The 23,856-nt window shown below is 45.2% G+C and carries 15 protein-coding genes; 11 read left to right on the plus strand and 4 right to left on the minus strand.

The features are described 5' to 3' along the window. Genes Q7A_RS07845 through Q7A_RS07865 form a run of 5 tightly spaced genes read left to right on the plus strand, consistent with a single transcriptional unit; the run spans position 1 to position 4,716 of the window. Positions 1–1,038, plus strand: coding sequence for a WD40 repeat domain-containing protein (locus Q7A_RS07845; protein WP_041354456.1), 1,038 nt, complete (start codon positions 1–3; stop codon positions 1,036–1,038). Between the two features lie 5 nt (positions 1,039–1,043). Next, entirely contained in the window at positions 1,044–1,361 is a 318-nt protein-coding gene (locus Q7A_RS07850) for an NIF3 1 (RefSeq protein ID WP_014706807.1), read from the plus strand. A gap of 4 nt (positions 1,362–1,365) precedes the next feature. Beyond that, positions 1,366–4,017, plus strand: coding sequence for an aminopeptidase N (pepN, locus tag Q7A_RS07855; RefSeq protein ID WP_014706808.1), 2,652 nt, complete (start codon positions 1,366–1,368; stop codon positions 4,015–4,017). Continuing rightward, a complete protein-coding gene (locus Q7A_RS07860; protein WP_014706809.1) occupies positions 4,017–4,439 on the plus strand; it encodes an HIT family protein in 423 nt (140 codons plus the stop codon). The genes pepN and Q7A_RS07860 overlap by 1 nt, the downstream gene beginning before the upstream one ends. Positions 4,440–4,467: 28 nt before the next feature. After that, entirely contained in the window at positions 4,468–4,716 is a 249-nt protein-coding gene (locus Q7A_RS07865; protein WP_014706810.1) for a DUF2835 domain-containing protein, read from the plus strand. Positions 4,717–4,720: 4 nt separating this feature from the next. On the opposite strand, the gene Q7A_RS07870 is transcribed toward Q7A_RS07865, so the two are convergent. Further along, complete coding sequence (locus Q7A_RS07870) at positions 4,721–5,161, minus strand: RDD family protein (protein ID WP_238595889.1); 441 nt, start codon at positions 5,159–5,161, stop codon at positions 4,721–4,723. Between the two features lie 78 nt (positions 5,162–5,239). Between Q7A_RS07870 and purL the strand changes: the two genes are divergently transcribed. From purL to Q7A_RS07885, 3 genes are all read left to right on the plus strand, one after another. Beyond that, positions 5,240–9,124: a phosphoribosylformylglycinamidine synthase gene (gene purL, locus Q7A_RS07875; RefSeq protein ID WP_014706812.1), complete on the plus strand. Its 3,885-nt coding sequence runs from the start codon at positions 5,240–5,242 to the stop codon at positions 9,122–9,124. A gap of 118 nt (positions 9,125–9,242) precedes the next feature. Beyond that, on the plus strand, positions 9,243–11,360 hold the full coding sequence (locus Q7A_RS07880) for a sensor domain-containing diguanylate cyclase (protein ID WP_169712026.1): 2,118 nt from the start codon (positions 9,243–9,245) through the stop codon (positions 11,358–11,360). A 122-nt stretch (positions 11,361–11,482) separates the two neighbouring features. Beyond that, positions 11,483–11,932, plus strand: a complete 450-nt coding sequence (locus Q7A_RS07885) for an RT0821/Lpp0805 family surface protein (protein WP_014706815.1) — start codon at positions 11,483–11,485, stop codon at positions 11,930–11,932. 237 nt (positions 11,933–12,169) lie between these two features. Here the strand turns inward: Q7A_RS07885 and Q7A_RS07890 are convergent, their stop codons facing one another. Continuing rightward, entirely contained in the window at positions 12,170–15,115 is a 2,946-nt protein-coding gene (locus Q7A_RS07890) for an EAL domain-containing protein (protein ID WP_044326384.1), read from the minus strand. Between the two features lie 399 nt (positions 15,116–15,514). On the opposite strand from Q7A_RS07890, the gene Q7A_RS07895 reads away from it, so the two are divergent. Together Q7A_RS07895 and Q7A_RS07900 are read left to right on the plus strand one after the other, a co-directional pair. Beyond that, on the plus strand, positions 15,515–16,147 hold the full coding sequence (locus tag Q7A_RS07895; RefSeq protein WP_014706817.1) for a LysE family translocator: 633 nt from the start codon (positions 15,515–15,517) through the stop codon (positions 16,145–16,147). Between the two features lie 255 nt (positions 16,148–16,402). Continuing rightward, complete coding sequence (locus tag Q7A_RS07900; RefSeq protein WP_089418521.1) at positions 16,403–18,013, plus strand: sensor domain-containing diguanylate cyclase; 1,611 nt, start codon at positions 16,403–16,405, stop codon at positions 18,011–18,013. Positions 18,014–18,041: 28 nt separating this feature from the next. Here Q7A_RS07900 and Q7A_RS07905 read toward each other — a convergent pair whose 3' ends face one another. Further along, the gene (locus Q7A_RS07905) at positions 18,042–20,042 is read right to left on the minus strand and encodes a hypothetical protein (RefSeq protein ID WP_014706820.1); all 2,001 of its coding nucleotides are present in this window, start codon (positions 20,040–20,042) and stop codon (positions 18,042–18,044) included. Between the two features lie 298 nt (positions 20,043–20,340). Further along, the gene (locus Q7A_RS07910) at positions 20,341–21,582 is read right to left on the minus strand and encodes an ATP-grasp domain-containing protein (RefSeq protein WP_014706821.1); all 1,242 of its coding nucleotides are present in this window, start codon (positions 21,580–21,582) and stop codon (positions 20,341–20,343) included. A 394-nt stretch (positions 21,583–21,976) separates the two neighbouring features. Here Q7A_RS07910 and Q7A_RS07915 point away from each other — a divergent pair, with 394 nt between their 5' ends. Further along, positions 21,977–23,767, plus strand: coding sequence for a diguanylate cyclase (locus Q7A_RS07915; RefSeq protein ID WP_014706822.1), 1,791 nt, complete (start codon positions 21,977–21,979; stop codon positions 23,765–23,767). Positions 23,768–23,856 lie beyond the last annotated feature (89 nt).

Raw genomic sequence — 23,856 nt, forward strand, 5'->3', positions numbered from 1 at the left:
ATGACTATGCGCAATATCAGCAGATTCGTTTTACCAGGGCTGCTTTTATTGCTGGGTGGGTGTGAAGATCGTCCTCAACAAACCTATCAGTGGCAGCATAGTGAAGGCAGTTATGCAGCTACCTTTTCAGCAGATGGAAATTTTTTGCTTTCAGCCGATGTGGATGCGGCCGCCAGGTTATGGGATCTGCAAAACAATCAGGTGAAATACAGTTGGCAAAGTGAGCAGAAAGAAACGGTTCGCAGTACAAACGTAGCATTAGCCAAATCCAGCCCGATTGCCGCTACCGTAGAATTTGATACGGTGATGTTATGGAACACGGATAGCGGCATGCCAGAAAACAGACTGACATTTCCGTTGCGTGTGAAAGCTCTCGATATTTCACCTGATGGTAATTTTTTGCTATTAGCTCTGGCGGATAGTACAGCAATCTATTTTGATATTAACGCCAACCGGGTTCTTCAGGTTTTTGAACATGATGGCTCCGCAGTTGATTCCCCGGTTAAACATCCCATTAACACTGTGGCTATTTCACCGGATGGTGAAACGGCATTGACGGGGGGGGATGATCGAACAGCACGTTTATGGGATCTGCAAACTGGAGAACAGTTACAGAATTGGAGGCATGGTAATACCGTAAATCTGGTGAAATTTGATCTGCAAAGTCGTTTTGCCTTTACCGCTGCAGATAATGATCATGCTTATCTGTGGTCACTGGCGGATGGCCGTCTGCAATCACAGTTGCGGAGTTCAGCCTGGCCTAAATCGTTGCCCGTTCCAGAATTTCCGGTTTTTAACACCACGACAACGGCTGTTAATTTTTCAGAGGATGGCATGTTGCTAGTAACCGGCCACGCGGCTGAACGGATCTGCGTCTGGCAATTACCCCAAGGTGACAAATTACGTTGCTGGAAAGTGACCAGACAGAATCTACTTAATCCTGGAATGGTCATACAGGCCGTAGCGTTTAATGCCAATGCAAGCGCTGTATTGAGTATTGCGGGGACTGGTGAAGCCCAGCAATGGCAGTGGAGATAAACCTCATGTACAAACTTGTGTTTTTTGTTCCTGAAACCCATAAAGAATTGGTTAAAGAAGCTATTTTTAATGCCGGAGCAGGGCATTTTGATGGCTATGACTGCTGCAGTTGGGAAACGCAGGGTATGGGCCAATTCCGACCTTTAGCCGACAGCCAGCCGTTTATTGGTGAAAATGGGAAACTGGAACAAGTAAACGAATATCAGGTTGAAACGATTTGCTCGAACGAGACTATCAAAGCGGTTGTCTCAGCGTTGAAACTCGCACATCCATACGAAGAGCCTGCTTATCAGTACTGGCCAGTTAATCAAGAGGATTTTTAATTTAATGAACGCACCTGCGTCCCCCAAAACGATTCGTCTCGCGGATTACACCGTCCCGTCTTATCTGGTCGACAATGTTGATTTGCACTTTGATCTGGACGCTTCAACGACGCGTGTGACCAGCATTCTGAACATGCGGCGTAATCCCAAAGGGCCAGGTGAAGATTGTGTATTAAATGGCGAGCATTTAGAGTTAATAAGCATCAAACTCGATGGACGGACATTAACTGCGGCAGAATTTCAACGTTCCAATACTCAACTGGTGTTGCCTCAATTACCGGAAAAATTTCAGCTGGAAATCGTGACTGAGATTTATCCAGATCAAAATATGGCACTTGAAGGCTTATATCATTCAGGCGCGTTGGTTTGCACTCAATGTGAGGCAGAAGGCTTTAGACGTATCACCTATTATCCGGATCGTCCTGATGTGATGGCGGTATTTACTGTGACCATCACTGCCGATAAACAGAAATGGCCAATTCTGCTATCAAACGGTAACTTGCAAGAGCAGGGGGAATCAGAAGATGGACGCCATTGGGTTCGCTGGCATGATCCACATCCTAAACCCTGTTATTTGTTTGCTTTGGTTGCCGGTGATCTCTATATGCAACAGGACAGCTTTACGACGCTGAGTGGTCGCGACGTTACCTTGCAGATCTATGTCGATAAAGAAAATCACGATAAATGTGATCATGCACTGGTGTCTTTAAAGCAATCCATGCGCTGGGACGAAGAGACTTATGGCCGTGAATACGATTTAGATGTCTTCATGATTGTTGCGGTCAATGATTTCAATATGGGCGCAATGGAGAACAAGGGGCTGAATATCTTCAATGCGGCCTGTGTTCTGGCCAGCCCCAAAACGGCTACCGATAACGACTTTTATACGATTCAAAGCATTGTTGGCCACGAGTACTTCCATAACTGGTCCGGTAATCGGGTGACCTGCCGTGACTGGTTCCAGTTAAGCCTTAAAGAAGGCTTTACCGTGATGCGGGATCAGTCTTTCAGTGCGGATTTGAATTCTGCCGCTGTGCAACGAATTGACGATGTTGATCAATTGCGCAGTTTGCAATTTGCTGAAGATGCCGGTCCGATGGCGCATCCTGTCAGACCCGATAGCTATATCGAAATCAGTAACTTTTATACCGTGACCATTTACGAGAAAGGCGCGGAAGTGGTACGCATGATCAAAACCCTGGTGGGCAAAAAGGGATTCCGTAAAGGCACCGACTTATATTTTGACCGCCATGATGGTCAGGCCGTGACCACAGATGATTTTGTCAAAGCCATTGAAGATGCCAACCGCATTGACTTAACCCAATTCAAACGTTGGTATACCCAAGCTGGAACACCGGTTATTACAGCCACTCATCAATATGATGCCACAAAGAAAATATTGACCTTAACCCTGCAGCAATCTTGCCCGGCTACGCCTGGCCAGACTGAAAAGCAACCGTTCTTGATTCCAGTTGCAATGGGATTACTGGACGCTGCAGGTAATAGTTTGCCACTACAATTGATTGATGAAGCAGAGCCCTATGATAATGACACCCGCGTATTAGAACTGAGTGAAGCAGAGCAGACATTCCGCTTTATCGGGGTAGATCAAAAGCCGGTTGTCTCTTTACTGCGTGGCTTTTCTGCGCCGGTTAAATTACAGATTGAACGCGATAATGAAGAACTCGCGTTTTTAATGGCCAATGAGAAAGACAGTTTTAATCGTTGGGATGCCGGACAGAGTCTTTTCATCCAAGTCATGCTGTCTTTAATCAACGATTATCAGCAAGACAAAACGCTGCAATTACCGGAAATTTTGTCCAAACAATGTGCTGCAGTGCTGGAAGATAAAACGGCCGATCCCGCATTGGTTGCCCGCATGCTGACATTGCCTTCAGAGAATTATCTGGCGGCGCAGATGAAGGTGGCTGATGTCGATGCCATCCATCATGTGCGTAAATTTGTAAAAGATACGCTGGCAATCCAATTGAAAGCACAGTTTGATACTTTGTATCAGCAGCATAATTTGCCAAATGTGCCATATCAGTTTAACTCAGAGCATATGGGCCGACGCAGTCTGAAAAATGTCTGTCTGGGCTATCTGATGGCAACCGGCGATCCGATGCAAACCCAGCGCTGCCTGAAACAGATGAAGCAGGCAGATAATATGACGGATACTTTGTCAGGGCTGCGACTGATGGTTGATCAGCCGGGTACCGAACGTGAACATGCCTTACGTGCTTTTTATGAGCAATGGCAGCATGACCGGCAGGTGGTTGATAAATGGCTTACTGTACAGGCTCTATCCAGCCTCCCGGATACATTGATTCGGATTAAAGGTTTGATGAAACATCCTGCGTTCAGTATCAAAAACCCAAATAATGTCCGGGCGTTAATCGGTCAGTTTTGTCGTAACAATCCAGCGTTATTTCACGCAAAAGATGGCAGCGGCTATCGTTTTCTGACTGAGCAGATTCTGCTGTTGGATAAAATTAATCCGCAGGTGGCTTCGCGGCAATTGGGGGCATTCAATTCGTGGCGTCGATATGATGTAAAACGTCAGGAAATGATGCGCGATGCATTGCAAAATATTGCTCAACAGCAGGATCTATCATCTGATGTCTATGAGATCGTTAACAAATATCTGGCGGATTAATGAAATTTGAATTACATCCACAGTTAGTTGCGGACACATTTGTGATCGGTGATTTACCACTGTGTCGAGTATTATTGATGAATGACGCCCGTTTCCCCTGGGTGATTCTGGTGCCACGTCGCAAAGATATCAGTGAAATTTATGATCTTTCGATGCAGGATCAGCAATTACTCTGGCAGGAGTCAGCATTAGTCGCTGAAAAACTGATGAAACTCACTGGAGCCGATAAAATGAATATAGCGGCATTGGGAAATGTGGTTCCGCAGTTACATGTGCATCATGTCGCTCGCTTTAAAACCGATGCAGTCTGGCCAAAACCGATTTGGGGGCAGGGCACTGCCGAACCATACACTGACGCAAACAAACAACAAATGCTGCGTAATTTAAGCGATATGTTCAGAGGTTTTTTGGTAAGGGTCTGATGATTTTTCAATCACAACAGAGGTGGCTATGAAAGATCAACAGACCCTAAAGGACAAAGCCTTAACGTTTAGACTTAATGTCGATAGAGAAGAGGCGATGCGCTACTATCGCGGCGAAGCCTCTGCTGTGGTTGCAATAACCGATTCGGGACAATCGTTGCAGTTTCCGGCATTGCATGTCCGGCGTTTTATTACACAAAGCGGTATACATGGTCGTTTCAGAATCCGTTTTGATGACAATCATAAAATGATCAATCTGGAACGTATCTCAGATTAAGTATTTAAGGCTTTTTAGGTGAATAAACCAGATAACTACCTGAAGCAATATCATGCCAGCTGAGTTTGTCGGGGCTTAACCACAACCACCAATACCCCAAACCTAACGGCAGCCAGGAAAATATGCCGACAACAAAGCGCAGAAAAGCCTGCTGCCAGTTGACGCCGGTACTATTTTCGCTGACAAGATAAACCCGCCAGGCACGCATACCAAGTGTTTGCCCTCCATGAGTCCAGAACCAGCCATAAAAAGTAAATGCCACGCCCAGCAGGTAGACAAAAAAGAATGGATTATTGGCGCCAATAGCTTCACCACCATTCAGGGCGACCGCAACTGCGGCGGCAACTAACAGCACTGACACCAGTAGCATACAGTCATAAAATATCACAGCAATAAGCCTGAAAGGGCCGAGTTTACGTATTGTGGAAATGTTTTCGATCATCATAATGGCTCAATTTTATTGGGCGGATTCAGTGGTATAAAGTATCATTATCGCTTTAATTTTCTCTGAATTGGGTTTCAAATGCTGCAATTAGTTGGCCGTCCGGCTTTCTCTGCTTTCCGACTTGAAAAATTGCTGCGCGCCATACGCGCTGATGTTGCCACAGTGAGCGCATTAAGGAGTGAATATCACTATTTCGCGGAACTGGAAGGCGATGGCCAGCTTAATGAAGCGGATCTTGCCACTTTGGGTGAACTGCTTGAGGCCAGCAAAGGCAATAGTAGTATACAAACTAAAGAAGGTCTGTTTTTGATCACTCCGCGTCCGGGGACAATTTCGCCCTGGTCCAGTAAAGCGACCGATATTGTGCATAACAGTGGTTTAACTGACATCGTTCGGGTTGAACGCGGAATCGCTTTTTATGTCACCAGCAAATCTACACTCAGCAGTGAACAACGCGCTACGATTGCAGCGAAATTGCATGACCGCATGATTGAAAGTGTATTTGATAATGAAGATGACGCTGAACAATTGTTCATGCATACAGCTCCCAGACCCTTATTATCAGTTGATATTCTCAATGGCGGACGTCAGGCATTGGTTGAGGCCAATCAAAACCTGGGTCTGGCACTGGCTGAGGATGAAATCGAATACCTGTTTGATAATTTCAGTGCACTTAACCGCAACCCGAATGACATAGAACTGATGATGTTTGCTCAGGCCAACTCTGAGCATTGCCGTCACAAAATATTCAAGGCTGACTGGATCATTGATGGCAAAATGCAGGATCGCAGTCTGTTCGATATGATTCGTTATACACATGAGCAACATCCTGAAGGTGTCGTTAAAGCTTATAACGATAACTCTTCAGTTATCGAAGGTCAGCGTAGTCATCGTTTTCAGGTGGATATGAGTGATAATCACTACTGCTACGAAGGCGAGCAGCAGCATATTCTGATGAAGGTTGAAACGCATAATCATCCAACGGCTATTTCACCTTTTCCTGGTGCGGCGACCGGCGCCGGTGGTGAAATTCGTGATGAAGGTGCGACAGGACGTGGCTCTAAACCTAAAGCAGGCTTAACCGGCTTTTCAGTGTCCAACTTGCAGATTCCCGGCTTTGAACAACCATGGGAAACCGATTATGGCAAACCTGCCCGTATCGCTTCTGCTCTGCAAATCATGATTGATGGCCCATTAGGTGGCGCGGCATTTAACAATGAATTTGGCCGCCCCAATTTATGCGGTTATTTCCGCACCTATGAAGCTAAAGTGCCATCTGATAATGGCTTTGAAATGCGCGGATATCACAAACCCATCATGGTAGCTGGTGGTCTGGGTAGTATTCGGCCTCAGCATGTTGAAAAACATATCATGCAACCAGGCACTCAGCTGATTGCGCTTGGCGGCCCGGCTATGTTGATAGGTCTGGGTGGTGGTGCAGCTTCCTCGGTGGCTTCCGGTACCAGTGAAGAGGGACTGGATTTTGCCTCAGTGCAACGCGGTAATCCGGAAATGGAACGCCGTTGTCAGGAAGTTATTGATCGCTGTGTGGCACTTAATGATAAAAATCCAATTGTATCTATTCATGACGTCGGTGCCGGTGGGTTATCTAATGCGTTTCCTGAACTGGTTGACGACAGCGGTCGTGGTGGCCGTTTTGAGCTTCGGGTCATTCCAAATGATGAACCAGGCATGTCACCGATGGAAATCTGGTGTAATGAATCTCAGGAACGCTATGTATTAGGCGTGAACCCAGAAGATATTGAGTTGTTCCAGGCTATTTGTGAAAGAGAACGCTGTCCTTGGGCAATTGTAGGTGAAACCACCGAAGATCAGCATTTATTGCTGGGTGATGCCGAATTTGAAAATAATCCAATCGATATGCCGTTATCGCTGCTATTGGGTAAACCGCCAAAAATGCTGCGCGATGTCAAACATCACAGCAAACCAAAACCCGAGTTGGATCTGAGCGGTATTACCGTTAGCGATGCGTTGGAACGGATAATAAAACTACCAACAGTGGCCAGCAAAAACTTTCTGATCACCATCGGTGACCGCAGTATTACTGGTCTGGTGGCCCGGGATCAGATGGTTGGCCCCTGGCAGGTGCCTGTTGCCGATTGTGCGGTAACGCTGGCCGATCACCACGGTTTATTGGGTGAAGCCATGTCTATGGGGGAACGTACACCCTTAGCCGTTATCGATGCTCCGGCATCGGGTCGGATGGCGATTGGTGAAGCGTTAACCAATATTGCGGCGGCGGATATTGAGAAAATAAGTGATATCAAACTGTCAGCTAACTGGATGGCCGCCTGTGGACATAGCGGCGAAGATGCTTTGTTGTATGACACCGTCAAAGCCGTTGGCATGGAATTATGCCCGCAACTGGGCATTGCTATACCGGTGGGCAAGGATTCCCTGTCGATGAAAACAGTCTGGGAGGAAGCGGGCGAAACCAAAGCGGTTACTTCGCCGTTATCGCTTATTATCAGTGCATTTTCACCGGTTACTGATGCCAGTAAAACGTTAACGCCACAATTACGTACCGATCTGGGTGAAACCCGTCTGATTTATCTGGATTTAGGTCATGGACATAATCGCCTGGCAGCCTCTGCTTTAGCGCAGGTTTATAACCAGGTCGGACATCATGGCCCGGATGTTGACGATGCGCGTAACCTGAAAAACTTCTTTGCGGCCATGCAGCAATTGAAGCAGGACGAATTGGTGTTGGCGTATCACGATCGCAGTGATGGTGGTCTTATCACCACTTTATGTGAAATGGCTTTTGCCGGGCATTGCGGTCTGAATATTAATTTGACTGGACTGGGTGAAGCCCTACCAGTGCTGTTTAGCGAAGAACTGGGTGCCGTCATTCAGATCAAGGCGGAACATCAGGATGCGGTACTGGAAGTTCTGCAGCAGTTTGATTTAAGCAAACACAGTCATCTGATTGGTGAAGTCTCAGCAGATCAAACGATTCAAATTAACGTTAATGGCGAACAAGTATTAAATCAGCGTCGTCATACATTACAAAAATTCTGGGCTGAAACCAGCTACCGGATGCAGGCTTTACGCGATAACCCGGGTTGTGCCGAGCAGGAATTTGCTGCGTTGGACGATGAACAAGATCCCGGTTTGCATGCTAAGCTGAATTTTGATCTGAAAGAACAAGTTGCAGCGCCGTTTATTATCAGCGGACAGCGACCTAAAATGGCGATTCTGCGTGAGCAGGGCGTTAATGGTCAGCTGGAAATGGCTGCAGCATTTGATCATGCCGGCTTTACTTCAGTCGATGTACATATGAGCGATATTGTCGAAGGTCGCGTATCTCTGGCCGATTTCAAAGGTCTGGTGGCCTGTGGTGGTTTCTCATATGGTGACGTGCTGGGAGCAGGGCGTGGCTGGGCCAGTACCGTATTACACAATGCGCGTGCACGGGATGAGTTTGCGGCGTTTTTTGCCCGCGAAGATACCTTCTCGCTTGGCGTATGTAATGGCTGTCAAATGCTGTCACAATTGAAATCGCTAATTCCAGGCAGTGAGCATTGGCCGCGGTTCAGTCGTAATTTGTCTGAACAGTTTGAGGCACGTTTCTCATTGGTTGAAATCACCGAATCGCCATCAATTCTGTTGCAGGATATGGCGGGTTCGATCATGCCAATTGCCGTTGCACATGGAGAAGGGCGGATTGATTTCACCGAAGGTGGCAGTATGTCGGACGCTTTAGTGGCTATGCGTTATGTAGATCATTATGGTCAACCTACCGAGCGTTATCCTTTTAATCCTAATGGTTCTGCAAACGGACATAACGGTTTTACTACAACAGACGGACGTGTCACGATTCTGATGCCGCATCCGGAACGGGTAATCCGGAGTGTTCAGCACTCATGGCATCCGGATGACTGGGGCAAAGACGCACCATGGTTAAGGGTGTTCCATAATGCAAGACGTTGGGTCGGCTAAAAAATTGAATACCTCTTGAATCCATCAAGGGGTATTTTTTTATCTGAGGATAAAAGCATTACGCTTAACGCCTATGACTGACTTAACCAACAACCCGTGTTACCTGTCAGGACGATTAATGCGTCTGCTGCTACTTATAATACTATTGGTGCCTCACACAATACTGTTTGCAGCCACCTCTGAACAAATAGATCTCGAGAATTGGCAATATCGTTGGGGAGATTCACCGTTTCTTGATGGAAAACCGATATGGACCATGCCGGATCAGGAAAATCATGACGACTGGCAGTCCATTCCCAACCCTCTCTACCCACCTGATCGGCAGGACCGAGAAAATATCTGGTATCGCACCACACTGCCAGATATCAAACTGGTTGATCCCGTCGTGTTTATTTCCAGTATTGATTTGATTGCCGAGGTTTATCTCGATCAGCAGCTTATTTATCGCTTTGGTGAATTTGATGCTGAGGGAAAGGGTGATTATGCTGGTTGGCCATGGCATATCATTGGTCTGCCAGATGATTTTGCTGGCCGTACGCTTTATTTCCGCGTCTATTCTGACTATACCGATATTGGTTTATGGGGAGAAAAGAAGCTGCTTGAACGCTCAGCAGCATTATTGAATATACTCAATAATTCGCATAGCGATTTAGTGATTTCGGCATTCTTTTTCTTTATCGCATTGATTGCATTTGCGTTTTCTGCAATGCGCGGTGATAACCGTGAGTTTATTTACCTTGGTTTGTTTTCACTGGCCAGTGCAGGCAATCTGCTGGGAGAAAGCCAGGCATTACAACTACTGATATATGCGCCGTTAGCAAAAACCTATGTGGCGGCCATATCGTATTTTTCGATTCCGATTTTTATCGCATTGATTTTGAATTACTGGCTCGATGTACAAAGCGGTAAGTTGATGCTGCGTATCGCCCAAATGCATATGCTTTATGTATTGCTGTGTCTGGTATTAACATTGTTTAGCGCCTGGCACCTGGCCTATTTCTACCCGGTTTTCGACATGTTGTTTGTTATCACACTGGTGGTCATGCTTTGGTTTTGTATTCGCCATTTTACCGTGATGAATACCGAACAAAGGCTGGTAATGGGCGCGTTTGGACTTTATGCCATATTTTTCCTGATCGATATGATTATTGCCCATGGTTTAGTGCCCTGGGTTAATTTTCCACTAGCTTTTGGCGGGTTAATCTTTGCGTTGATTCTGGTGGTTGTTTCGTTAAGACATTATCGGCAGATCCAACAATCACTAAAAGAGTTAAATGTATTGCTGGAAAAACGGGTGAGTGAACGAACCGCTACTTTACAGAATTATGTATTACTTGAACAGCAACGGGCAAATCAGCTGGCCTTGATTAATGATTTTAGCCTTCGGCTGGAAACCCTGATAAGTCGATTGCAAACCACTCAGAGCTTGCAACAGGCAGGCAAGATGATTTGTCAGGATTTACATAGCGTTTTTGCACCGAAGCAACTGCACGTTGAAATAATCAATGACTTAGCAGATTTGTCACCAAATGGTGTACTGAATAATAAATATCATATTGAGATTGATGATTTGCAGCGGGGTAAACAAACGTTCGTAACCTTTGAGCTGCTGGATCTTTCCACTGAAATATCAGAAACCCGGGACGTAATTGAGCAATTTATATTCCGGGCCATTGATAGACTAAGCGTGACCTTGAGCGGAATCAAGCTGAGAGAAGATCTGCATATCATGTCATTTGAAGATGCTTTGACCGGCTTGAAAAATCGCCGATATTTTGATGATGCCCTACAACGTGAACTGCAACTTGCCGAACGGTATCACCAGCCAATATCCCTGCTGATTTGTGATATCGATCACTTCAAGCAATTTAATGATCGCTTTGGACATGAGGCGGGTGATTTGGCATTGAGTATTGTTGCTTCCTTGATGTTGGAGCATTTTCGTGAAACGGATATACCTTGTCGTTACGGTGGAGAAGAGTTTGTCATTTTGATGCCGGCTGCACACACGCAGGATGCGCTGGATCGGGCCAATACTTTATTGGAAAAAATTGCTGCGAAAACGATTGTCTACCAGGAAACGGTATTAGGCAGTTTGACTATCTCGGTTGGGATTAGTAGTTGGGATGGGCGAGGAGGCATACCGCAACGGCTGTTACAAAATGCTGATATGGCATTGTATCGGGCAAAACAATCTGGACGAAACCGCATTGAGGTTTCTGCCAGCGAAAATTAACAGGTGCTTTTGGCTAAATGAAAATTTGTGTAAAGGTGGACTTTGTATTCAAAAGTATTGAATTTAATCCGTTAAAATAAAGTCTGAAGAACATCAATTGCAAATAATAATAAGGACAGCGTATGAAAACCCTATTTACAATAATGGTCGCAGCAATTTTTACCGTCAGTCTGGCTGGTTGTCAGATGAGTAAACAAAACGTGGGTGCCGGTTTAGGCGGTGTGGCTGGGGGTGTGCTTGGATCTAATGTAGGTGGTGGCACTGGGCGAACAGCAGCCATCATTGGCGGTACGATTTTAGGAGCAATGGTGGGTGGACATATTGGTAGTGAAATGGATGAGCTGGACAGGCGCCGAACTTATGACACATTTGAAAACACTCCTACAGGACGCACCAATTCCTGGAATAATCCGGATACCGGAGCACAATACAGTATTACGCCTACCCGGACCTACGAAACGAATAACCGCCCGTGTCGTGAATACGAGATGGATGCCTATATTGATGGACAACGTGAAGTTGTTAAAGGCACAGCTTGCCGTAACGCCAATGGAGAATGGGTAAACCAGTAACCAGAAATAAAGCTGATTCTCAACATTTGCGTCAGCCCCAAGGTCTGAGATACATAGATGTATTTCAAAAACTGCCTTCCCCACGCCTTGACGGATGCTTTTTCATCCTCAACCCGCGGGGCGGCAGGGGCTCATTCCGCCTTATAGGACGAAAAAATAGTCTCCAGCAGTGGTGGATATGAAAGATAAATAAGCCCCGGACTATCTACCTTTCCAACCGCTATTGGTTCAAGGACTCTATTTCGCAGCGGCAGTCAATAACTGTTCTAACGCTTCAGCGGGAATTGGTCGGGAATACAGGTATCCTTGCGCATAATCACAGCCGGCGGCAAAGAGTAATTTCTGCTGGGCCTCGGTCTCCACTCCTTCGGCGATTACTTTGAGACCCAGTTTGTGCGCCATGACAATAATTGCCTCAGATAGCGCCATATCGTCGGGATCGGTCGCCAGATCGCGTACAAAGGACTGATCAATTTTCAGATAATCAATGTCGAATCTTTTCAGGTAAGAAAGTGAAGAGTAGCCGGTGCCAAAATCATCGATCGCAACTTGAATACCGATATCGTGAAATTCAACTAGTTTGTCAGTGACTGCGGCATCGATATCGAGCAGTAACCCCTCGGTAATTTCAATGGTAAAACTGTGGGGAGGGAGTTCCAGCTCCTGTAAATAGGTGTGCCATGCCTTGCAAACAAAGTCCGAACTATGGAACTGTATCGGTGACATGTTCACCGAGATTTGAAACTCTCTGTCGCACAAGCTTCCCCAGTGCTTTAACTGGCGTGCTGATTCCCTGAATACCCAGTTGCCAATATCAACAATCAAACCGGTTTCTTCTGCCAGCGGGATAAATTCGGCCGGAGTGACCAGTCCTCGTTCCGGGTGTTGCCAGCGAATCAGCGCTTCTGCCTTGATGATGTCGCCAGTATTTAAATCAATGATCGGCTGATAAAAAACTCTGAACTGGTTTGCTGACAAGGCCACACGTAATTCCTTGATCATCCTCATGCGATTTTGTGCCATTTGCTGCATCGCCGGGGTGAAAAATTCAAAACGGTTTCTACCGTTGTTCTTGGCTATATACATAGCCTGATCGGCGTTTCTGAACAAGGCTTCTATCTCGGTGGAGTCGTCTGGATACAGAGTGATGCCAATGCTTGCCGACACATGAACCACCTCTTCTCCCAACCGGAAGGGTGCTGCCAGTTTTTGCAATATGTCTCCGGCTACCCGTTCAGCGCTGCCAATTTCTTCTATCTCTGCCAGAATAACAGTAAACTCATCTCCTCCCAGCCTGGCCACGGTGTCTGATTCGCGTACACAAAAGCTGATGCGACGTGCTGCTTCTTGCAGCAGAATATCCCCCAGACTGTGTCCAAGCGTGTCATTGATCTCCTTGAAGTCATCCAGATCAATAAACAGCAGCGCGATTTTTGAGCCGAAACGGTGCGTTTTTTTGATCTCCTGTTCCATTCGATCATAGAACATTTGCCGATTCGGCAGCCCGGTCAGCGAGTCGAAATTGGCTTGTTTCCAGATTAACGCATCTGATTCCTTCTTTCTGGTGATATCGCGGAGAAAAGCACTGAATTCATACTTTCCCGAGATCAGAATTGGCGTGATGGCCAGCTCAACCGGAAATTCGTTTCCATTGCGATGCAGTCCGGTGATCTCTACCCGAGTATTGAGGATAGGCGCGTCGCCTGTGTTAAGAAAGTGTTTTAACCCCTGACGATGTGCCTCGCGATACTGCGGAGGAATGATCGTCTCACTGACAGTTTTTCCGAGCACTTCCTCACGGGGCCAACCGAAGATAACCTCCGCCTGGTGGTTCCAGCCGATGATGACTTCGCGGGCATCCATCTGTACGACGGCATCCAACGCACTGTCAATAACGGTATGGAGCCTCTCCCGACCTTCCATTACGGCACGTTTGGCCTCTTCCTGCTCAGTCTCTGCCTTGATCCTCGCCTCAAGCATAGCGTTGAATCCATCGGCCATTTCGTTGAAGCTGTCGCCTACCCAGCGGAGCTCATCGCGGGTGGTGAGCTGGATGCGCGCATCCAGGTCGCCATTGGCAAAGGCGCGAGCGGTTCTCACCAGCGATTGAATATTACCAATAATGGTGTAGTAGATACTGACCGAAAAATAAACCACTAAAAGGAGCAACAGCAAAGCACCTCCGACACTCGTGAACAGGGTTTTTTTCGCCTGTTTAATTCGCTGCTGAATAAGGTCTCTGGCAGTCGTCAGTAGTGAGTGGTAGAGCTGCGTATAGTTATTATCGACCTCCATGGTGGCGATCCGAAGGAATTTGTCAGGTGGTGTTGTGAAGTGGCCGGAAAGAATATCAGATTGGGTTAGCTCAATAACCTGGCGGGCTGAATTCATAATCTTTTCTGACACCTCGTCAAGAGACGCTTGTAGCAGAGTATTGTGTCGTACGGTTTTCTCGAGATTGGTATTGAAATCTTTTAGAGCTGTTTCGAGCCTGGCGATCAGAATGTGTAATTGAATTCTCTGCTGATCGCTAATCTTTCCGCTGGCGAGAATGCTGCTGCCATGAGCGCGAATCTGACCGAGAGGTTCGATTACACGTGGCAGCCTTTGAATGGCCGTATTCATCAGATAAAACGTCTCGATTTGCGGATCCAGGGTCAGTGTGTACACATCGGCGACAGTCAATTTAAAGGTTTGTAACTGCTCGATCAGTCTGGTGTGCGCTATGAATCTTTCCTCCATGGTCAAATATGCCATTTCTTCACGCAGACGTCGCCAGTTTGTCTGGATATTATTAAAAGCCTTGTCGGAAGTCAGATGTGCAGGCATTTTTTCGAGCATGTTCGTAAATGAGCTGATCATCTTCTTTTGTTCGGTTATCTGCCATTCGATCATGGTCGTGTTGTTGTTCCATGGCGTAGTTGAGAGTCCTCGATGCAGCTGGAGATGTTGGATGGTTTGAGTGATCGGTTCTATCAATGCAAGGCCCTGGAGTTGTCGCTCGGATGGTTCAATAACCCGATCCAGGCTGGCTATCAAGCTGTATACAACCACTGCGATAGCGACCGCTGACAACAGCCACAGAATGGTGAATTTCCGGGTGTAGTTCAAACGATCCAGCAGTTTTCGAATAGGAAAAACAACCAAGTCTATTATTTTCCTGGCATTTTTTTTGTTTGTCATACCTGTCTCTTGGTAACGTAGGAATGTTTTTCGATATGTTTTTTTGGCACAATTTATTGCGCAAGGATATACGAACTTGGTCGCGATAATAAGAGGCCATTGATCTGGTAAAGCTTGATAGTTTTATTGTCGGATACTTAATGCAGTAGGCATTTTGCATCCACATAAAATTTTAGGACTTGTTTGGAATGGTTATAAAATGAAGCAAGCCTAAAGTGCAGCTAACATAATAGTCTGTCACCAAAACAGTTCTTTTAAAATGCTTTTGTGGAAAGCTGTTTGCAACAATATTAAGACTTTTGTTTGGTGAGCCGTCATCATGCTATTGGCAGATGAGTTTGGTATAAGCAAAAGGCAGAGCCAATATCAGAAGTATTGATTACAGCGAATTTTTAATAAATGGAATTAAGCATAGATATACAGACGTTGCTGGGGTTATTTATCAGCCTGGCAGTACTGGCGGCTATACCAAGCATAAGTGTGCTCTTGGTCTCATCAAGATCAGCTGTATATGGTTTCAGTCATGGCCTTGCTGTCGCCTTTGGCATTGTGTTGGCAGATCTTCTGTTTATCGGTATCGCATTGTATGGCATGACCCTGTTGCTGCCAGTAATAGGTCCGTGGGCGATACTCATCCGTGTGCTTGCAGCAGCATATCTGTTCTGGTTGGCAATATTGCTTTGGCGGCAAAAATTTTTGAAAGATAACGTGTTACCAGTTGAACAGCCGGTTTCATTAAAGAACAGTTTTTTGATTGGGTTTAGTGTGACCTTGGCCGATCATAAAGCGATTGTTTTTTACATGGGGTTTTTCCCTGCATGGATCGAAGTCAGTCAATTAACCATCCTCGATAGCGGAATTATTTTGCTAGTGGCCTGTTTAGCGGTAGGAGGGGTTAAGAGTCTTTATGCCTTCCTGGCTGCCTCTGCTGGTCAGGTATATCTCAAACAAGACCGACATTGTTTGAACAAACTGGTCGCAATATTGTTAGTCGGCGGTAGTGCAATGATACTTTTTTCTTTATGGAAATAATCATTTCAAGGCAAGGCTTTCCAACTGTTTCAAGTTTAATAAACTCTAATGATGCGACGTTAATGAAAAAAATACTGGTAGTGGGATTTTTTTTCTGTCATTAGTTATAAGGGATTTAAAAATAAGCAACTGTGCTTTGTGGAGCACTTTAACGTTAGTCGGGGGTAAGCATGTCTGATGGAACGGTTTTGCCAGAGATTATAGTTAAAAGGGGAGGGTAAATGTGCTCTAATCAAAAAAACGTTCCCGCTGATTATGCTTGATTCTAAAACAGTATTTCTTCGCGGTAGGCCTCTGGACCTGCATATCATTCGAGCAATGTTGATTGTCGGTTTAGCCTATTATCTGGGTGCCCTTATCGCCATTCATAAAACCATTACTCCCGAAGGCATCGCCATCTTATGGCCACCCAATGCGATATTACTGGCGGCATTTCTGATTTACCCAAGACATTATCTACCCTTTGTAGCAATAGCCGGCATGATTGCAGAGCTGGTAGCATCTATTCCGGCATTTCCGGTTTGGGCAGCAGTCAGTTTTGCAATAATCAATATCACTTCGGTTTCCCTGGCTACTTATTTTATCCGGCGGAAAAGTGGTCAGAATTTTCATTTCAATAATCTCAAGAACGGTGCCTGTTTTTTATTTTTCGCGCCCTTCCTATCGTCTTTAGTTGCTGGGTTAGCAGGCGCTACTGTTTATGTAATCATGGGACGAACAGACACCAGCTATATTAGTTTATGGCAGTTGTGGTGGTTTGGTGACGCTCTGGCCATGCTGGTGTTAACACCTTTAATTGTCGTTTTATGGCGCTGGTTTCAGGCGGGACTACCACATTTTAAACTACATTATTTATTAGAGGCATTAATACTCTGGTTGGCTGTAATTGTGATTGGCTATCAAAGCTTTACTGTTGAATCCTATGAAAAAGCTTTTTTGTTTTTTACCCCTATCTGGTTAGTATTGCTTGGGGTGATAGCTGCTATTCGGCTGGGAGTCGTCGGAGCATCAGCAACGGTTGCTTTGATTACGGTTTTTGCTGTCGAGCATTTAGTGCGCGGTACACATCCGATAATCGTTGATACGCCGCAAAATGCCGTTTGGCTGACACAGGAATATCTTGCCATCATTGCTGTTGTCTCGATCGGCCTGGCGATGCTGATTCAGGAGATTTCTGAGCAACGTGATGTGCTTAAACAGCATGAAAATGCATTAAAAGCACAAAATCAGTTTTTAGAGGAACGGGTGAACGAGCGAACCCTGGCATTAAAAGAGGTGAACCAGGCATTACAAAACGCCAATGGACGATTGGCTAAAAGTGCGGCTACCGATGAATTGACGGGTATTCCCAACCGGCGACACTTTCTCAGTGAAGTACAGCGTGAGTTACAGCGTTTAAGACTGGATGGACAAACTGCGAGTGCCATTATGATCGATCTGGATCACTTCAAACAGGTCAATGATAATCTGGGCCATGAAGCTGGCGATTTAGTGTTGTGTAATATTGTAGAGCCAATCAGTAATGCGATCAGGCCGAGAGATTTATTTGGCCGTATGGGCGGTGAAGAGTTTCTGGTGTTTTTATCCGGCGCCGATCAGAAGTTGGCAAATTCGGTGGCAGAACGTATTCGAGCAGAAATTGAATCGCTTGAAGTGCTTTACCGAAATCAGAAAATCAATGTTACAGCCAGTCTCGGCGTGGCGGAGTGGGATGGACGCAGTCACTTGGATGAATTGTTTCACCAGGCTGATAAAGCACTATATCAAGCGAAAAACAAGGGCAGAAATCGGGTGATTAATCTGACTGAGTCAGACTCCGACTCAAAAAACAGACCATCACACGAAGATCATTTTGAACTGCCTTAGGATCTGTTGGGAGCTAAACGATAACTAATCAATCGCTCAGTTCAGGTAAACGACTAGCACCCCAGCTACGATGAATACGATTGATTACGCGTTGTAATTCTTCCGATTTGACCAGAGCAAATTGGCCAGGTTCTAACGGATCATAATGGAAAATGTACAACCGCGAGGCAAACTCCTCAAAAGGCAAGGATGCTTCGCCAAACCGCTCAGAATTTCCTGACGTACTGACCTGAATATCATCGCCCCAGTTCTGACCGCTGTCATTGTTGGGATTGTAGAAATAGACTCGCATTACGCTATCTGGATCCAGAGTAACCCTTAAAATAGTAATCGCATGCCAGCCAACAAACCGCAGGGCACTGTCGGTTACCGCAATACCTGCCGGTTGAGGATGAATCAATGGTTGATTGTCATTGTAATAGGGGTGATAACTGGCGTAGAAATGTCTGAGAAATACCTCCAGCTGCATTAGTTTGCCTGAGGCCACATCAACATTAATACTGAATCCACGGCCACACCACCAGCCATGAAACTCCGGATTAACCCAGCGATGAGGGTCACCTTCACGATCAATACAGCAACGACCCATTTCGGCATAAATCCGATCCAGATGCGGTACCAGGATCAGTGAAACCGGATCCAAATCCATTGGCAAATGACTGGCGAGACCCGAAAGGCTGTCTTGAGATGAAATTGCCTTACCTTCGAAATGCATCATAATTTCATCATCACGCGCCGCCCATACCAACATTTGTAAAAGATAATCCGGATCGTTATAGGCCCACATCGACATTGCTCTGGCCGACTGACAGGTTGGGTTATTACCCTGACCAATGCCTAAAGGCTGTCCAAGCACACATAACACGCCTTCCAGTAATCGACTGCTCGCAGTTGGGTTGTCACCAAACAATGAATTCAGACGTTCTTCTGCTGCTGGTGATAGAGGTAGTGATAGCTGTCGCCACAAAGAGGGCGCCATGGCAGGTTGATAAAGAATGCCACGCTCCAGCATTAAGGAAAGACCGTAAACAGCTTGAGCGGTTTCAGGATGAATAGCTTTAGCAATAAGTGCCCGTACCAGATCGCTGAAACTCAGCAGACAATCTCGACCTGTGGAAGATAAGCCCAACGCCTCACTTAACAGATAATCCGTTTCTTCCGATAAATGTCTGAGTAATACAGAGTGGTAGGGCGACACCAGACCGGTATCATGCATCGCACGGGCAAAACCGCTGGCTTCATATTGAAGCGCAGCATTGTCCATACTTTGCAGACGTTGCTGATAAATTTCGACGCCCGGATCTTCTCTGCAGGCCTGGGTTGGCCCGAACAGACTGCTGATCAATCTATCTGCACCCTGACCACTGTTGCCCATATCAATATCAGGATTTTGGCGGCAGATAGCAATTTGCGTCACCATCTGTTTGACATGGTCGACTTGAATAGGTCGTTGCTGCAGAATTCGCCAGATTTCATCAATTAATTGATCAATGACGTGCTCATAGCCAATGTTTTCGGCCAGATGGTGCAACAAGCCCCGACTGATCTCAGCCAAACGACCCTGCAATTCCCGTTCTGCCTCATCGGCTGCCGAAAATAAGCGTTTCAGATTAACGGCCAGTACCTGTGTCAGAAAATGATGAGCCTGTTCTGACGAGATTTCCGGATGCACATATTCCTGTTTGGTCACTGCCAAAAACCTTAATTCGCTTAAGGTTTCAATAATCACGGTATACACATCACTACTAAGCAATGCCGGCGCACTTAACGCCGGTATCAGGATCTGCGGTTTGGCATAATCTGAATTATCAAATGCACCCGCCTTTTCGATACGCTCAATGTGCTGTGAAATAATCTTGAAGCCACCCTCAGCATGCAAAACCCGCTTGACGGTATCAAACAAGCGCCCAGCCTTGGTAGGCTTGCTAAAACTTGGTGCCTGTTCCAGCTGCTTAATGGCTTCATCCAGACGTTCAATCAACAAGGACTGATTGGGATCTGGATATTCAATGACATTGGATTCAATCAAACTGTTTACCTGCTATTACTGTTAGTATGCTTAGGGCTTGTTGATCTTTAATTTCCAACGCCGTAGGGCGGAATGAGCCCCAGCCCTGCGGGTTGTGACTGAAAAAGCGCCATTCTGCTTTGCTCGTCGCTTATTTAGAATAACTACAAAAAAGCCAGGAGCGTTTTTGAGCGCAAGCCCCCAAAGGGGTGAGATACATGGATGTATCTCACAAACTGCGCTCCTCGTGCCTTGATTGGTGCATTTTCAGTCACAACAGAGGCGGCTTTGAAAGATTAACAGACCCTAGAGTAATCGACTAAATATAGAAATCCAATGATTCCTGTTCTTTTAGTAAATCACGCATGACGACCGGATCTTTGCCGAAGAAGTATAACAAACCCCAATGTGTACCAAAGGCGGTGCGTTTGGTGACGGTTTCTTCCAGTGGTGCAGTCAATTCATGAAAATCGAAATAGGGATGATCTTCGGTTTCCTGGGGAATTTCCAGGCGGCTGACTACACGTCGACGAGGATAAACGCCGAAACAACCTGCAACACCTTTGGCATCAACTACCTCTTTCGGGAAGAAGCTACTGATTTCTTCTTCAGTGGTTTTTGGATCGAAAGACAGTATCAAGGCATGGTACGCATTAAAGCCATACGCCCGCTGTAGTAATTCAAATACTTTAAAGCCGGGTGGACGATAGGCAACTTCACCGAAGTACATTTCACCATCACTGGTGACAAAGTATTCCGGATGTACAAAACCGAATTCAATATCAAACGTTTTAATCAGCTTTTCAATTTGTCTGGTTATTTCCGGACGATATTGTTCAAGTTTTGGAGTCGCCGGCACAAACACTGAATAACCTAACGTTACATATTCGGAAATATTCAGAAAACGAATTTTGCCATTATGGATCCAGGCTTCAACAGCAAATTCCCAGCCATCCAAATGCGATTCCATCAATACCGGAAACTCTTCGTCCGGAATCATATCCACTTCGTCAGGCGTACGGATCACCCGGTGTCCTAGACAGCCGGCTTTATCAAATGCTTTCAGATGAATTGGGTCATTGGGATCGCCATCCAGTTTGAGTAACGTCTGATTAACGCGTTTCAGAAAACGTACTACATCATCTTTGTCGTGGGCTTCTTCAAAAATACCGACCCGAATACCACCCAATTGAGCACGTCTTTTCATCAAGGCTTTATCACGTAATAACAGTGACTGGCCAAATAATCTGGGGTTATTCATTAACACTGAGTTGATTGCACCAGCCCATTCAACCGTTTCTTCAAATAACGGAATCGCCACATCAACACCGGTTTCCTGCAGTGTTTGGGCAATTTCCAGTGAACGATCATTAAGTCGTTCAAAATTCCATTTGATATAGGGAATGTTGTGCTCAGTGCAATATTCTTCTGCCCAATCAGGCGCCACAACAACGTATTGTCGGTCAAATGATTCGGCAGCTTCAACAGCGTTCAGACTCCAACCCAATAATGCGATATAACCTTTATCCGGGTTGAAGCTGTGTTTTGCCGACTCTGCCATAAAGTACTACCTCTTAATATTTTGATAAATAAAACAATAGCTTACATTTTTTGGGTGTGATTGGTAATCGATGCGTCAAATTTGACCTCATTGAAAGACATCATCGTCATGCATGGTGCCATTACCCCAGCAATTAAAAAATGAAACGAAGGGAGACAACTTTTGATGTAATGGTCACTTTTGCGCAGATTTGATGGAGCAGTGAAAACAGCTGTAGGGAGTGGATATACTTCTTGCTAAAATTGTCAGCAAAATAGTACATCTTCATTGACAATAAATCATACAAAAACAGGTTGTAAGTTCCCGATGGCGATTTGTTTTAAACTGTGCACGACTATCATTATTACACAGAGTTTTTAGTGAACTTTTCTGATTAAGGCGCTATTCTAAACGTATGACAACGCGCTTCTCTAATTTACAATTTAATCGCACACTGGTGCTGTTTGTTCTGCTACTGGTCTGGGTTCTTTGTGCGTTAAGTTTACGTTTTTTTTACTTGCAACAGATTTCTGGGTACCAAAACTCGATTAATGATCAAATCAGCCAACGAGTCAGCATGTCTTCAGTGATGCAAGCAGAATTGATTGATAAAGAACTCTCTTCTTTGGCAGCAAACCTGAAACAGATTGGCGTATTAAGTGTTCATTCACCCGAGCAAGTTGCATCGTTTGCGGAAAGTTTAAAAAAGCTTAATCCAACTATCTGGCATCTTTACCTCGCTGATAGCAAAGGCAATATTACTTTTTCCACTAAAGAGGGATATCATCCCCCGATTTCGGTGCGCGATTATTTTACCGAGCACACAAAAAATGGACTGCCAAAATTCTATATTTCCTCACCTCGTCAATCAATTATTCAGGAAAGTGCTTTGTATATCGCGGTGAGTTATCCCATTAGAAATGCTGAAGAGCAGTTTATCGGTGTGGTTGTGGCGACTTTGAAAAGTGATGATCTGACGGATCAGCTTGGAAACATTACCAAGAACAAAAATATTTCTGCGATGCTGACGGATCGATCAGGAAAACTCATTTGGTCTTCTAGTCTGGGAGAGGGGCAGCAAAAAGATGATGTTTATAGCTTATGCAGAGATCATCGATATCAAGCATCGAAGGAGATGGGCATACACCGCATTAAATTAGACAATAATGCGCAATGTGATTTTCAGTTTCTTGAAAAATGGGAAATGTTTTCCATTGTTGCTGAAAATCGTGTTTCTGCAGAACAATCAATTCAGCAATATCAACAAGAGATGTTTCATCGAAATATCATCATATTGATGGCCTTTACGTTGTTATTGTTTTTTTTAGGGAATCAACTTCTCAAACAGATTGAATCCAGAAGACTATTAGCCATTCTTAATCAACGTAATAAAGCCATTATTGACGCGATGCCAGACTTGCTGCTCACGATGAGAGAAGATGGAACAATCATTGATCATGAGGTGCAGGATAATTTTCCGTTGATGATTGCTGCCAGTAAATTGAATGGCATGAATCTCAAAGATCTGTTGGAGCCGGAAATGGTTGATAAAAAACTTGCATTGATGGCCCAGACAATTGACACCGGCGAACCAACAACGATGGAATATCCGCTAATGGTAAATGGAGAGGAATATTATTTTCTGGAACGTTTAACGGCACTGGATGAAAAACATGTACTGGCGTGTATTATTGATATCACCAGTCGTCATGAAGCCGAATCTAAGCTGGAGTGGCAGGCTTTTCACGATGGTCTGACCGGTCTGGCAAATCGCCTGATGTTCTTTGAATTTTTGAATAAATTGATACATGACTACCGTAGAAATACACGTGAATTTACTATCTTATTTATTGATTTAAATGGGTTTAAAGAAATTAATGATAACTATGGGCATCATGCAGGAGATGAGGTCCTCAAACACACTGCTCAACAGCTGAGCAATATCCTGCGCCAAACAGATACTGTGGCAAGACTCGGTGGAGATGAGTTTGCCATATTATTACCTGAAACGTCGTCAGGCCAGGCTAAACGTGTGATCAACACCATTGCTGAAACTATTCAACAGCCGATTGATTATAACGGCACCAGCCTGTCGGTGACCGCAAGTATTGGTATGGCAGCCTGTCCCCATGATGCAACATCAGCAGACGAATTATTGAATGTGGCTGATAAACGCATGTATGAGATCAAATCATCAAACCGATAATTCATCGCTTATTCTTTTTTAAGTTATTTAAAATCAATAATCTTAAGTTTGTTTGTGCTGATTGAAAGTTTTCAATACTTTTAAACAGT

Origin of the sequence: Methylophaga nitratireducenticrescens (genome assembly GCF_000260985.4) — a bacterium.
Classification (GTDB): Bacteria; Pseudomonadota; Gammaproteobacteria; order Nitrosococcales; family Methylophagaceae; genus Methylophaga; species Methylophaga nitratireducenticrescens.

Bases quoted from the DNA above. Each gene is read 5' to 3' on its own strand.
- pepN (WP_014706808.1), top strand. From the start codon at position 1,366: ATGAACGCACCTGCGTCCCCCAAAACGATTCGTCTCGCGGATTACACC.
- Q7A_RS07850 (WP_014706807.1), top strand. From the start codon at position 1,044: ATGTACAAACTTGTGTTTTTTGTTCCTGAAACCCATAAAGAATTGGTT.
- purL (WP_014706812.1), top strand. From the start codon at position 5,240: ATGCTGCAATTAGTTGGCCGTCCGGCTTTCTCTGCTTTCCGACTTGAA.
- Q7A_RS07870 (WP_238595889.1), bottom strand. From the start codon at position 5,161: ATGATGATCGAAAACATTTCCACAATACGTAAACTCGGCCCTTTCAGG.
- Q7A_RS07890 (WP_044326384.1), bottom strand. From the start codon at position 15,115: ATGACAAACAAAAAAAATGCCAGGAAAATAATAGACTTGGTTGTTTTT.
- Q7A_RS07895 (WP_014706817.1), top strand. From the start codon at position 15,515: ATGGAATTAAGCATAGATATACAGACGTTGCTGGGGTTATTTATCAGC.
- Q7A_RS07910 (WP_014706821.1), bottom strand. From the start codon at position 21,582: ATGGCAGAGTCGGCAAAACACAGCTTCAACCCGGATAAAGGTTATATC.
- Q7A_RS07845 (WP_041354456.1), top strand. From the start codon at position 1: ATGACTATGCGCAATATCAGCAGATTCGTTTTACCAGGGCTGCTTTTA.
- Q7A_RS07865 (WP_014706810.1), top strand. From the start codon at position 4,468: ATGAAAGATCAACAGACCCTAAAGGACAAAGCCTTAACGTTTAGACTT.
- Q7A_RS07860 (WP_014706809.1), top strand. From the start codon at position 4,017: ATGAAATTTGAATTACATCCACAGTTAGTTGCGGACACATTTGTGATC.
- Q7A_RS07880 (WP_169712026.1), top strand. From the start codon at position 9,243: ATGCGTCTGCTGCTACTTATAATACTATTGGTGCCTCACACAATACTG.
- Q7A_RS07915 (WP_014706822.1), top strand. From the start codon at position 21,977: ATGACAACGCGCTTCTCTAATTTACAATTTAATCGCACACTGGTGCTG.
- Q7A_RS07885 (WP_014706815.1), top strand. From the start codon at position 11,483: ATGAAAACCCTATTTACAATAATGGTCGCAGCAATTTTTACCGTCAGT.
- Q7A_RS07900 (WP_089418521.1), top strand. From the start codon at position 16,403: ATGCTTGATTCTAAAACAGTATTTCTTCGCGGTAGGCCTCTGGACCTG.